This is a genomic window from Granulicella sibirica (assembly GCF_004115155.1).
Taxonomy (GTDB): Bacteria; Acidobacteriota; Terriglobia; order Terriglobales; family Acidobacteriaceae; genus Edaphobacter; species Edaphobacter sibiricus.
In genome coordinates, this window is record NZ_RDSM01000002.1 from 647289 (window position 1) to 660318 (window position 13030).

The 13030-nt window shown below is 60.9% G+C and carries 10 protein-coding genes; 7 read left to right on the forward strand and 3 right to left on the reverse strand.

Translation table 11 applies throughout. The features are described 5' to 3' along the window. Window positions 1–16 precede the first annotated feature (16 nt). The gene (locus GRAN_RS13615; protein ID WP_128913562.1) at window positions 17–1102 is read right to left on the reverse strand and encodes a Gfo/Idh/MocA family oxidoreductase; all 1086 of its coding nucleotides are present in this window, start codon (window positions 1100–1102) and stop codon (window positions 17–19) included. After that, on the reverse strand, window positions 1102–2583 hold the full coding sequence (gene xylB, locus GRAN_RS13620) for a xylulokinase (protein WP_128913563.1): 1482 nt from the start codon (window positions 2581–2583) through the stop codon (window positions 1102–1104). Before xylB ends, GRAN_RS13615 begins: the two co-directional genes overlap by 1 nt. Window positions 2584–2864: 281 nt before the next feature. Here xylB and GRAN_RS13625 point away from each other — a divergent pair, with 281 nt between their 5' ends. The 4 genes from GRAN_RS13625 (at window position 2865) to GRAN_RS13640 (ending at window position 7447) form a co-directional block, all read left to right on the forward strand. Beyond that, window positions 2865–4343 carry a TolC family protein gene (locus GRAN_RS13625; RefSeq protein WP_241654573.1) on the forward strand — a complete coding sequence of 493 codons (1479 nt, stop codon included), beginning with the start codon at window positions 2865–2867 and terminating at the stop codon, window positions 4341–4343. A gap of 2 nt (window positions 4344–4345) precedes the next feature. Beyond that, window positions 4346–5662 (forward strand): HlyD family secretion protein, encoded by a 1317-nt coding sequence (locus GRAN_RS13630; protein WP_241654574.1) that lies wholly within the window; start codon window positions 4346–4348, stop codon window positions 5660–5662. A gap of 57 nt (window positions 5663–5719) precedes the next feature. Further along, the gene (locus tag GRAN_RS13635; RefSeq protein ID WP_128913565.1) at window positions 5720–6316 is read left to right on the forward strand and encodes a Dps family protein; all 597 of its coding nucleotides are present in this window, start codon (window positions 5720–5722) and stop codon (window positions 6314–6316) included. Between the two features lie 108 nt (window positions 6317–6424). After that, on the forward strand, window positions 6425–7447 hold the full coding sequence (locus GRAN_RS13640; RefSeq protein WP_128913566.1) for a VTT domain-containing protein: 1023 nt from the start codon (window positions 6425–6427) through the stop codon (window positions 7445–7447). Here GRAN_RS13640 and GRAN_RS13645 read toward each other — a convergent pair. Next, window positions 7444–8367: an energy transducer TonB gene (locus GRAN_RS13645; protein WP_161570971.1), complete on the reverse strand. Its 924-nt coding sequence runs from the start codon at window positions 8365–8367 to the stop codon at window positions 7444–7446. The genes GRAN_RS13640 and GRAN_RS13645 overlap by 4 nt on opposite strands. Here GRAN_RS13645 and GRAN_RS13650 point away from each other — a divergent pair. The 3 genes from GRAN_RS13650 to GRAN_RS13660 all read left to right on the forward strand — a co-directional run bounded on the left by GRAN_RS13650 (window position 8351) and on the right by GRAN_RS13660 (window position 13024). Next, window positions 8351–9610, forward strand: a complete 1260-nt coding sequence (locus GRAN_RS13650) for an acyltransferase family protein (protein WP_192898029.1) — start codon at window positions 8351–8353, stop codon at window positions 9608–9610. The genes GRAN_RS13645 and GRAN_RS13650 overlap by 17 nt on opposite strands. 107 nt (window positions 9611–9717) lie before the next feature. After that, complete coding sequence (locus GRAN_RS13655; protein ID WP_128913569.1) at window positions 9718–11307, forward strand: UbiD family decarboxylase; 1590 nt, start codon at window positions 9718–9720, stop codon at window positions 11305–11307. An 82-nt stretch (window positions 11308–11389) separates the two neighbouring features. Next, window positions 11390–13024 carry a catalase gene (locus GRAN_RS13660; protein WP_128913570.1) on the forward strand — a complete coding sequence of 545 codons (1635 nt, stop codon included), beginning with the start codon at window positions 11390–11392 and terminating at the stop codon, window positions 13022–13024. Window positions 13025–13030 lie beyond the last annotated feature (6 nt).

Genomic DNA, 13030 nt, shown 5'->3' on the forward strand with positions numbered 1-13030 from the left:
TCCCCTCTTGTCGCGCCTAGAAATCTACCGGCACCGTTCTGCCTTCCGCCGAACTCACCCTTGCAAGTTCCAGCAGCCGAATGACCGTAAAGCCATCCTCGGAGGTCACTTGCAGCGGAGCGACGCCCCAGATCGCGTCGCGAACGTTCGCATAGAAGCTGCGATAGTCCCCAAGCTCGGTCTTGACGTCGCGCTTCACCAGATTCCCCGGATCAGCCGGCACCGGAGCGACGGTTAAAGTTCCCCACTCCGCACGATCCTCCTGCAGCCACACGCCTGGCGTACCCATCACCGGAACCTTCGCTCCGGCAAGAAGCGCCGGCTCCTGCGGGTCGACGCCGAACTTCTTGAAGCTTCCATGGGTTCCGTGGACTAGATACCGGGGAGACGGATCAGCTGCCAGCATGGTCGATCGGCAATGCATCAACACTTTGCCGTAATGCAGCGTGATGTCGAACGCATCTTCGATATCTGTCTTATCGCGATCCGTGCGGACCGAAGCCGTGACGGCGGAAGGTTTGCCGAAGAGCGCGACTCCCTGGTCGACCAGGTGTGGTCCAAGGTCGAACAGGAGCCCATTCATGGTTCCTGCCGACTCCTTCCACGAGTTCTCGCGCTGGATGGGCCGGAAGCGGTCGAAGTGAGACTCGATCGTCACCACGCGGCCAAGCTCGCCGCTGGCCAGGATCTTCTTTAGCGTGAGAAAGTCACCATCCCAGCGCCGGTTGTGGAACGGGGCGACGACCAGCTTGTGCTCAGCCGCAATGTCGATCAACTCACGCGCCTCGACACTGGATCCGGCAAACGGCTTGTCGATCACGACATGCTTCCCCGCAAGCAGGGCCTGCCTGGCCAGGTCAAAGTGCGTGCCATTCGGCGTGCCCACGACGATCATCTTCGCGTCCGATGCCAGCGCTTCCTCAAAAGACCGCAGCACTGTCGTCTCCGGGTAAGCAGCCGCAGCCTCGTCCCCTTTGCGTTGGACGATGCCCTGAAGCTTCAACCCTGGAACCGCGCTCACGAACGGCGCGTGAAAAACGCGGCCCGCAAGCCCGAAACCGATCACAATGACGCCAATCTGCGTACCCTGTGCCTCTGCCATCAAGCCCTCCCAATCTCTTTGAGCGCCGGGTAGATCCGGCGGTATTGACGATAACCCTTCTCCATGACAGCGGTGTTCTTCGGCTCGATCACCTCCGCTGCTCGCACCGTCGCCTCGCAAGCCGCCTCGACGCTCGGCCACGCCCCGACCCCGGTTCCTGCAAGAAGCGCCGCGCCGAACGCTCCACCCTCTTCCGCTTCGAGCCGCTCAACGGCCATGCCATAGACGTCCGCCTGGATCTGCCGCCACAGCGGACCACGTGCGCCACCTCCGCCAAGCCGGATCGACGAGACTGGGATCCCAAGCTCTGCGAACAGAGTGAACGTGTCCTTAAGGCTGAAGGCCACGCCCTCGAGCACCGCCCGGATAAAGTGAGCCCGTGTGTGCGATGCGGTGATGCCGACGAAGGCAGCCCGTGCCTCAGCGTCGAGGTGGGGGGTGCGTTCTCCGAAAAGGTATGGAGCCCACAGCAACCCGTTGCTTCCCGGAGGCGCGTCTGCCGCGAGGATCGATAGTTCGTCGTAGCTGTTGATCGGCGTGAACGTATCGCGGAAGTAGCGCAGGCTGAGGCCAGCCCCGTTGGTGACGCCCATGACGTGCCAGCGGCCCGGAGCCGCATGGCAGAAGGTGTGTAGACGTCCCAGGCGATCCATCGTTGGTGCATCCGTCGCGGCAAAGACGACGCCGCTCGTTCCAATCGTGGCAGAGACCGAGCCTGGGGTAAGGATTCCCATGCCGACCGCCCCGGCACCCTGGTCTCCGGACCCGGCTGCCACGGGCGTTCCCACATCAAGCCCCGTCGCTGCCGCGCCCTCCTCCGAGATACGCGAGCATATCTCGGGCCCCTCGAACAGCCGTGGAAGCCAACTCATCGGGATCCCTGCCGCCTCCGCCACCTCGGGCGACCAGCGTCGATGGGCGACGTCGAGCAGAAGCGTTCCACTCGCCTCCTGCATATCCATGGCGAACTCGCCCGTCATGCGGTAACGAACGTAGTCCTTCGGACAGAGGACATGCGCGATCCTGGCGAAGATTTCCGGCTGGTGCTCCTTCACCCAGAGCAGCTTGGTCAGCGTGAAGTTGGGCAGTGCCGGGTTGCAGGTGAGCTCGATCATCCGCTCAAACCCGACCTTCTCGTTCAACCAGTCGCATTGCGGCTGCGTTCTCTGGTCGGCCCAGATCAACGCCGGCCGAAGCACGCGCCCGTCGGCGTCCAGCATCACGGCACCGTGCATCTGCCCGGTCAGACCAGCGGCTTCGATCCTGACCTTGGTCTCCAGCCCGGCGTTTGCCTGTTGGATCGCTGCGCCGATAGCCGTCTGGGCCGCCTCCCACCAATTCTCAGGTTCCTGTTCGGCCCACCCGATATGCTCCGAATGAATCGGAGCGTGCTCCCGCGCCTGCGAGGCGATCACCTTGCCAGACCGGTCGATCACGATCGCCCGGGTTCCACCCGTCCCGACGTCTACGCCAAGAAACATCCTGCCTCCATATGATTCGGTACCGAAACTAAGCCCGCCTGAGTCTGCACACGAGTGTATCCGCGAACCCGCAGGACGGACCAATCTGGCCCCGGAAAGGGTGTTAACAACAAATCACGATACTTTTTGAACAAGTTGGCGTCTTTCGCGCATCTGGAATAACACCGGGGCAAAAGCCGGTAAACCCACGAAGACTCCACACCATAGAAGCCCAAAGAGGTACAGGTACCATACTTACGATGAGTCAAAGCAAATCAGCCTCAAGTCGACGATGTATCCCATTGGCGGTCACGGCCCTGGCACTTCTCGGCGTTCCCGCTGTCCTGGCCCAGGCGCCAGGAAGCAATGGACCGGCAAACGCCGGCTCCAGCGGAGCCTCCGGATCGAACGGATCGAACGTTCAGACGGCCCAGCAGCAGCTCGGATCCGCCACCGGCCAGAGCTCCGGCGTCAGTTCCGATTCCTTCAAAGGCAGTATCGTTTCCGGAAAGTCCACCGGAACCACCATCGATCTCTCGCTCGACGACGCCATTCAGCGCGGCCTCAAGCAGAATCTTGGCCTCATCCTGCAGACCTCGGCCGTCAAAAACGCCAACGGCCAACGCCTCGAGATGCTTCAGGCTCTCCTTCCGACGGTCACCGGTCAGGCCTCAATAGAAGTCGAGCAGGTCAACCTCGCCGCCTATGGCCTTAAGTTTCCCGGACTGAACCCCATCATCGGTCCCTTCCAGGTCGTGGACTTTCGCGCCTACCTTACCCAGAAGGTCGTCAACATCAGCTCGCTGCAGGACTATCTTCAGTCCAAGCACAACTTCCAGAGTGCCAAGCTCACCGCCGAAGACGCCCGCGACATGGTCACCCTGACCGTCGGCAATGCGTACCTCCTCTGCATCGCCGACGCCGCCCGCATCGAGGCGGTCAAGGCAGAATTGGCCACCTCGAAGGTCTCGCTTGACCAGGCGGTCGCCAACCACGACGCCGGCACCAGCCCCCGTCTCGACGTCCTCCGCGCCCAGGTCGACTACCAGAACGAACAGCAAACCCTCATCTCGACCACGAACCAACTCGCGAAGGATAAGCTGGCTCTGGCGCGCACCATCGGCCTGCCGCTCGACCAGGAGTTCGCCCTCACCACCCTGGCTCCCTATGCGGCCCTCGATAATGTCGATCCCGAAGCCGCCTTTGAACAGGCCCTGAAGACCCGCAAGGATCTTGCCGGTTCCGAAGAAGCGCTGAAGGCCGCCAAGGCAGGGAAGGCCTCCGCCCGCGCCACCCAGTACCCCACTGCCGGTATCATCGGCGACTTCGGCGATCTCGGCACCACCCCCGGCCACTCCCACGGAACCTACACCGCCACGGGCGAGGTCTCGGCCCCGATCCTGCAAATCGCCAAAACCCGCGGCGCCGAGCAGACCGCAGCAGCCAACTACGACAACGCCCAGGCGAAGCTCTCCGACCAGATACAGCAGGTGAACGCCGACGTCCGCGATAACATCCTCGACGTCCAGGCCGCCGCCAAACTCGTCGAAGCCGCCCAGTCGAACGTTGCGCTCGCCAAGGAAGCCCTCAGCGAGGCGCAGCAGCGCTTCTCCGCCGGTGTCGCCGACGACCTGCCCGTCTCCCAGGCTCAGAGCCAGACCGAGCAGGCAAACGACCAATTCATCAGCGCGCTCTACCAGCACAACGTCGCGAAGCTTTCGCTCGCCCGTGCCATTGGCGTCGCGCAGACCAGCTATAAGACCTATCTTGGAGGAAAGTAACTGTGGCAGACGATCAAAATCAAAATAAGCAGGGCGGCGGTCAGACCGCTCAGATCAGCGGCACCGTCCAGATCCAGCCGCAAGATGGCGACCAGGGCCAAAAGGGAAAGCCGAACGGCGGCGATGACGCCCCCGAGCCGGAGAAGAAAAACCCCCTTCGCACCCTCATCGTCGTTGCCGTCGTCCTCCTGCTCATCGCCGGAGCCGGCTTCTATTACTGGCGCTCCACCTTCTCCGAAGACACCGACGATGCTCAGGTTGATGGCGACCTTTACCAGGTAAGCTCTCGCGTCACCGGTCAGGTGGTCAAGGTCTACGTCGACGACAACCAGACGGTGCAGGCTGGCCAGATCATCGCCGAAGTCGACCCCACCGACTACCAGGTCGCGCTCAACCAGGCGAAGGCCAACCTTGCCAGCGCGGAGGCTGCCGCCACCCAGGCGAACGTCAACGTCCCCATAACCTCGGTCACCAGCACAACAAGCATCAACACCTCCGGATCCGATGTCCGCTCGGTTCAGGCGCAGATTGCGCAGTCGCAGAGCCAGGCGACTGCCGCCGTCGCACGCGTCGTCCAGGCGAAGGCCAATGCCGAAAAGGCCCAACTCGACGTCGACCGCTACACGCCGCTCGTCGCGAAGGACGTCATCTCCAAGCAGCAGTTCGACACCGCCGTCGCCCAGGCTGCCGCCACCAAGGCTGCCGTAGCCGAGGCAGAGGCCACGGTGATCGCTCAGCAGGAAGCCACCCGGCAGGCTCAGCAGAAGCTCGCCCAGTCCCGCTTCCAGGAAATCGAGTCGCAGCGCAACGGACCGCAGCAGGTGAAGGCGCAGCAGGCAAAGGCCAATTCGGCGATCGCCGATGTCCTCCAGGCCCAGGCTAGGGTAAAGCAGGCTGAACTCAACCTCTCCTACACCCGCATCACCGCGCCCACGGCCGGTGTTGTCAACAAGAAGAATGTGCAGGTTGGCGCGAACCTGGGCATCGGCCAGGATCTCCTGACCATCATTCCCCTCACCGACCTCTGGGTCACTGCCAACTTCAAAGAGACGCAGCTTGGTCAGATGAAGGTCGGCCAGGAGGTCGACATCAAGGTGGACGCCCTCGGTGGTCGCCACTTCACCGGCAAGGTCACCCAGGTTGGCGGAGCTACCGGCTCGCGCCTGTCGCTTTTCCCGCCCGAGAACGCCACCGGTAACTACGTCAAGGTCGTCCAGCGTATTCCCGTCCGTATCGACTTCACCAACCTTCAGAAGGAGAACGGCGACTACGCCCTGCGCCCTGGCTTCTCGGTCACTCCTGAAGTCCGGGTGAAATAGGCAACGGCTTTCGTCCCATTGCATCTGAACCTCTGAAACGGGAATATGAGGTCCACTATGGCAGTCGCAATGAAGAAGCAAAACGTTACAGAACTCGATGTCACGCCTCACTGGCACGCGCAGGCGAAGGAAATTCAACAGTATGGTTCGGTAATCGAGGACATGCCTCACTACCTCGATGCCAAGGTTCGCACCAAGATGTGCGAGATGCTTAATCAGCTTCTCGCAGACTCCATCGCCATCCGCGACATGTACAAGAAGCATCACTGGCAGGTCTCTGGCCCGACCTTCTACCAGCTCCATCTCCTCTTCGATAAGCATTTCGAGGAGCAGGTGGAACTTGTTGACACGATCGCCGAGCGCATCCAGCTTCTTGGCGGCGTCACGATCGCGATGGGCGGCGACGTTGCCGAACTGACCAAGGTGCCTCGTCCGCCGCGCGGCAAGGAAGAGGTTCCGGTGCAGATCTCACGCCTGCTCGAAGCGCACAAGATCATCATGCAGCAGTGCAAGAAGATCGCAGATGCAGCGGACGACGCGGGAGATGATGGCACGAACGATCTCGCGATCTCGGACATCCTTCGTCCCAACGAGCTTCAATCCTGGTTCATCGGTCAGCATCTCGTAGAGATGCCCCTGGTGTTCCCGAAATAATTGCTTTTATTCGTACGACCGAACGGCCCGGCGAATCAGTCGGGCCGTTCGCTTTTGGAAATTCGCAACGCTTTCACCAACAGCACATCTACACTTATAGATAAGTCCATGGCCCTCGCTCTCCAACTCTTCGTCCAGCACGCCTATCTGATCCTGTTTGCCTGGGTTCTGATCGAACAGCTTGGCATCCCCATCCCCAGTATCCCCGTGCTTCTCACCGCGGGGACGCTCACAGCCACCCATCGCCTCCACCTCAGCTATTCGCTGATCGCCGTTCTCGCGTCGTGCCTTCTCTCCGACAGCTTCTGGTACTTTCTCGGCCTGAAATTTGGCGGTAGCGTTCTTCGCCTGCTCTGTCGATTCTCGTTTGAGGCATCCACCTGTGTTTCGAAGACTGAGGGTTACTTCACCCGGCGTGGCCCTGTTACGCTTCTCTTCGCCAAGTTCGTCCCCGGGCTCTCCACCGTTGCCGCCCCCATCGCCGGTCAGACCGGCATGCCCTACCAGCGTTTCCTCCTCTTCGACCTCGGCGGTTCCGCCATTTGGGCGTTGACGTTCCTTCTCGCCGGTCGATTCTTCGTTGACGTCGCCAAGCGCAGTCAGGAGTTCTTCTCCTTGCTCAGCCACTTTGCTGGAGCTGTCTTCGTTCTCATGGTCCTCGGCCTCCTCGGCTACCGCATTATGAAGCAGCGGCGCTTCCTCAACGGCGTTCGCGCCCTGCGTCTCGAACCGGCTGAACTGAAAGCAATGTACGACCAGGCAAAGCTAGCGGGCCTGCCCGCCCCCTTTGTTGTCGACCTGCGCCACCCGCTCGACTACCTCCCCGACCCGCGCGTCCTCCCCGGCGCACTGCGGATTCTGCCCTCGGATCTGGCACAGCAGAGCGACAGCATCCCACGCGACCGGGATGTCGTTCTCTACTGCACCTGCCCGAGTGAAGAGACGAGCGGCAAGGTCGCACTTCAGCTTCATAAGCTCGGCGTGAGTCGCGTGCGGCCCTTGCGTGGAGGCTTCGACGGCTGGAAGGAAGCAGGCTACCCCCTCTGCGAATACAGCGAGCCGCACGTCAACGATCAACCGGTCACAGAGTCCACAGTACTGCACATCGTCCCGCAGTCCGAGACAGCCTAGGATCCCAGCCGGAAGACCACCGTAACGGTCGTCTGAACCTCGGTGGCTTCTCCATTGAGCCGGTACGGCTTGTACCGAGCCAGCTTGACGGCTTCGATGGCTGCCCCCTGTAGCATCGCTGGCCCGCTCAGGACGTGCGCACTCTCGATCGCGCCCGTCTTCGAGATCGTCGCCTCGATCATTACGGTACCCTCCTGACGGGCGGCAACCGCGATTCTCGGATAAACGGGCTTGATCTCCGTCAGGAGCAGTCCAGCCGAAATACCGGATGAAACGCGCACCGGACCGGTCTTCTTCGGCGGAGCGACTGTCACATTCAGGCCGGTTCCGGTCGAGGGGCCAAAAATTTCCGTCCCTGTGCCCGGGCCGCTCGTCATGCTTCCGATTGTTACGGGCGGGGGATCTCCCATCGCCAACTCGGGATCGGACGGATGCAGGGAGGGAAGCATGGCCGCCCGCGTCGCCGTTTGAATCACCGGCAGGGATGCCGCCGAAGATTGCCGCGCCACCGGCCGCACCTGTTCGACGACCACAGGTGGCTTCTTCAACGCTGGCACCACCACAACTGGCGCTATCGAACGAAACGCAAGCGCCTCGGGCCTTACCAGGGGCACCATGACAATCGCCCCAGCAATCAGGCACTGAAGCCCGACCGAACCCACCGTAATCCACCGCCGGCTCTTGGACACAAGCCGGTTCCGCGACTCCATAAGGCTATCTTCGAACATGGAAAGCACCTCACTCCAGACACGCAGTTCCGGCCGAATCGCCGGTTCCGGTGCGCATTGAGCGAGAATGCGTCCGTAGCCACTTAGACACCGCGAACCCACCGCAAGGTTCCGGAGGCAGGGCGCTACCTCGATATCTGGCATCGCTGCTCGCATCCAACTGGAAATGACGTTGATGGTAAAAGAAGTCATGGCCAGCATCCCCGTCGTCGAGGCTTCGCTGAACCCGGCCGTTTCCGCCGCCCCGGTTTCCATGACGCGTCCGGCGTCCTCCCGCGTCCTCGCCATCGACATACTCCGCGGAGTGACCGTAGCCTTCATGATCCTGGTCAACGACCCAGGCGACGGAACACACGTCTACGCGCAGCTCGAGCATGCCTCCTGGAATGGATGGACGCTCACCGACCTCGTCTTCCCTAACTTCTTATTTCTCGTCGGTGCGGCCACGATCTTTTCGCTCGATGGCCGCATCCGCAAAGGCGATTCCCGCGCGGAGCTTGCAAAACATCTCTTCCTCCGCTCTGGCAAGATCTTCCTGCTCAAGATGATCCTGACCGCCGTGCCCTACTTCCACATGACTCACCTGCGGATTTACGGCGTCCTCACCCGCATCGCACTCTGCTATCTCGCGGGCGGCCTCATCCTCCTGGGAACCCGCAGCATGCGCATCCTCGCGCCCCTCGCGGCTGCCATCCTCGCCGCTTACTGGGCCATCCTGCGCTTCGTCCCTGTCCCCGGTTATGGCCTTCCGGGACGAGACGTTCCGTTCCTCGACAAGGACGGAAATCTGGTCGCCTGGATCGATCGCGGGATCAATGCTTTCCTCCAGCGCACGATCCACACTGGCGCGCTGTATGAGCACACTCGCGATCCCGAAGGTCTGCTCTCCACCCTGCCTGCTATCGCCACGGTCCTCATTGGGGCTATGGCGGCCCTATGGCTGCGCGAAAACGTCAACGATCGCAGCCGTGCGCGCAATGGGCTCCTGCTCGCTGGTGTCGTCTCCTTCGCCGCCGGAATCTTCTGGGGTCAGTGGTTTCCGATCAACAAAAACCTGTGGACGAGTTCTTTTGTCCTGATGGCGGCAGGATGGGCGATGACCGGACTTGGCCTCTTCTACTGGCTCATTGACGACCGCCGGCTCCATGAGACAAACCGGGTCGGCCGCTGGCTCACGAAGCCAGCCCTTATCTTCGGCTCGAACGCCATCACCGCCTACGCCATGTCCTCCATCTTCGTGAAGACGCTTCTCTTCATTAAGGTCCACGATGGCGACAAGATCACCAACGGATGGGGCTATGCCTATCACCGTCTGCTTGCCCCGAACAACAACAGCACAGAGTTCAAGTCACTCGCGTTCGCGATCGGCTTTGTCGCCGTCTGCTTCATCCCAAACTGGCTCCTCTTTCGCAAGAAGATCTTTATCAAGATCTGAAGGAAAAGTGGACCTCCTGAAACGAAGTCCACCCCTAAAGTATCTGGATCGAATACTTTAGGACCAAACCCCGGGTGGGGGTGCAGGTCCGTTTACCATGGAAGCACATGGCTTACACCGACCTGCGCGACTGGATCAAGCAACTCGAACGCTCGAACGAACTCAAGCGCATCGCCCTCCCCGTTTCGCCCCACCTCGAAATGGCCGAGATCGCCGACCGCACTGCCAAGCTGCACAAGGGAACCAGGGATGCCGGTGGTCCTGCCCTCCTCTTCGAAAACGTCACCGGCTTTCCTGGCGCTCGCGTTCTGATGAACCAGTTCGGCTCCGAACGCCGGATGAAGCTTGCCCTCAACGTGGACTCGCTCGATGCTATCGCCGACCGTATCCGCGTCCTGCTTCATCCCGTCACACCGGTGACCATGATGGATAAGCTCAAACTCCTGCCGAAGCTCGCGGAGGTTGGGAGCTTCTTCCCCAAGGTGATCTCCCGCGAACAGGCCCGCTGCAAGGAAGTCATTCACAAGGGAGCTGACGTGGACCTGAACAAGCTTCCGATCCTCCAGACGTGGCCGCAGGACGGAGGCCGCTTCATCACTCTTCCATGCGTTATCACACGCGACCCGAAGTCCGGGAAGCGGAATGTTGGGATGTACCGCATGCAGGTCTACGATGGCCAGACTACCGGGATGCACTGGCAGCGCCAGAAGGTCGCGGCGGAGCATATGCGGGAGAGGCTGCGGGCTGCATCTCCGGATACGGCCTCTGCGATTGACCTTATGGCGCTCACTGCCGGTGGAACAGCTTCGGCTACGAATGTGGGCAGCGTCTCGACACAGACGGTGACGCGGATTCATGGCGAGCGCATGGAAGTTGCGGTTGCGATCGGGACTGATCCTGCTACGACGTTCTCAGCGATCGTTCCTGCTCCGCCTGAGGCTGAGGAGTATCTCATCGCCGGTTTCCTGCGGCAGAAGCCGGTGGAACTCGTCAAGGCTGAGACGGTCGATCTCGAGGTTCCGGCGCATGCGGAGTTCATCCTCGAAGGGTTCGTCAATCTTGGCGAGTTGCGGACCGAGGGGCCGTTCGGCGATCACACCGGCTTCTACACGATGGAGGACGATTATCCGGTCTTTCACGTGACGTGCATCACCCACCGGAAGAATCCGATCTATGCGGCGACTGTCGTGGGGAAGCCTCCGATGGAGGATGCGTGGATGGGCAAGGCGGTTGAGCGCATCTTCCTGCCGCTGATGCAGCTCACGATGCCGGAGATCGTCGATGTCAATCTGCCTTCCGAGGGCGTCTTCCACAACCTCATGATCGTGTCGATTCGCAAGTCCTACGCGGGCCATGCGCGCAAGGTGATGAACGGGATCTGGGCGATGGGTCAGGCGATGTTCACCAAGTGCATCATCGTCGTGGACGAGGACTGCGATGTGCAGGATGTGGCTGAAGTTACGCTGCGGACGGCCAATAACATCGATCCGGAGCGTGATATCCAGTTCACGCTTGGTCCTGTGGATTCACTGGATCATGCGAGCAGGCTCCCGAACTTCGGGAGTAAGATGGGCATCGATGCCACCGGTAAGTGGGCTGCCGAAGGATTTACACGGCCGTGGCCTCCGATGCTCAGGATGCCTTCGGACGTGAAGGCTCGCGTTGATGCGATGTGGAAGAAACTTGGGATTAGCTGAAGTTTGACGGCAATCCCCGCATATTCACAGCCACATAACAACCGGTCTCGTAGGATAATAGTTATCGAAGAGGAGACTTCTCATGGCAGATCACAACGGAAGCAATGGCAACAAGCTTAATCAGGGCGGAAGCACGCGTATCGGCAGCGAATCGCCTGTCGGCAACGGTTCCAAGGGACCTGGAGCGACGGATGACGGTGCGACGCACATCAATCCGATCCTGACGACGAACCAGGGGCGCCCCATTGGGGACAACCAGAACTCGGTGACTGCCGGCCGCCGTGGTCCGATCACGCTTGACGACTTCCAGCTCTTCGAGAAGATGGCTCAGTTCAACCGGGAACGGACTCCTGAGCGCGTTGTGCATGCCAAGGGCTCGGGCGCGCATGGCAACTTCGTCGTGACGCATGACATTACCAAGTACACCAAGGCTGCTATCTTCTCGAAGATCGGCAACACCTGCCCGGTGTTTGCACGCTTCTCGACCGTTGGTGGTGAGAAGGGCTCAGCCGATACGGCGCGCGATCCGCGTGGCTTCGCGGTCAAGTTCTACACCGAGGAAGGGAACTGGGACATGGTTGGCAACAACACGCCCACGTTCTTCATCCGCGACGCGATCAAGTTCGGCGACTTCATCCACACGCAGAAGCGCGAGCCGGGCTCGAACCTGAAGTCCGCGACGATGATGTGGGACTTCTGGTCGCTCTCGCCTGAGTCGCTGCACCAGGTGACGATCCTGATGTCCGACCGTGGCATTCCGGATGGCTATCGCCACATGCACGGATACTCCTCTCACACCTTCTCGCTGATCAACGACGCGGGCGAGCTGCACTATTGCAAGTGGCACTTCCGCTGCAACCAGGGCATCAAGAACCTCATGAACGCCGAGGCCGATACGCTGGCCGGAACCGATCCGGATTACTCGCAGCGCGACCTGCTCCATGCGATCGACCAGAAGGACTTTCCTTCGTGGACGGTTCAGATCCAGGTGATGAAGGAGTCGGAGATCGACAACTTCAAGTACGATCCTTTCGATCTCACCAAGGTCTGGCCGCATGGAGAGTATCCGCTGATCGATGTCGGTGTGATGACGCTCGACCGCAAGCCTTCGAACTACCATGCTGAAGTCGAGCAGGCTGCGTTCAATCCTTCGAACATCGTTCCGGGCATGGGCTACTCGCCGGACAAGATGCTGCAGGGACGTCTGCTCTCGTACCCGGATGCTCATCGCTATCGCATCGGAACGAACTACGATCTGCTTCCGATCAATGCGCGCAAGAACAACGGCTACACCTATAACCGCGATGGGCTGATGCGCTTCGATGGCAACGGCGGCGATCTGCCGAACTACGAGCCGAACAGCTTCGGCGGACCGAAGGAAGATCCGAAGTACATCGAGCGTCCCTACTCGACGGCGACGACGGAGAAGGTCGGCCGCTACGATCACCGCGAGGAGAACGACGACTACACGCAGGCGGGGAATCTCTGGCGGTTGTTCGACGACGGCGAGAAGGATCGGACGGCCGAGACGATTTCCAAGAGCCTTGGACAGACTCCGCTGCGCATCCAGAAGCTGCAGCTTTCGCACTTCAAGAAGGCTGATCCTGACTACGCGGCTCGCGTCGCGAAGGCGCTCAACAACAACGAGCATCCGGAGTACCTGCACGCGGATGATGCGGCAACTGTGCCTGCGGGAGCTCGTCTGCACGAGAAGTAGATTTCG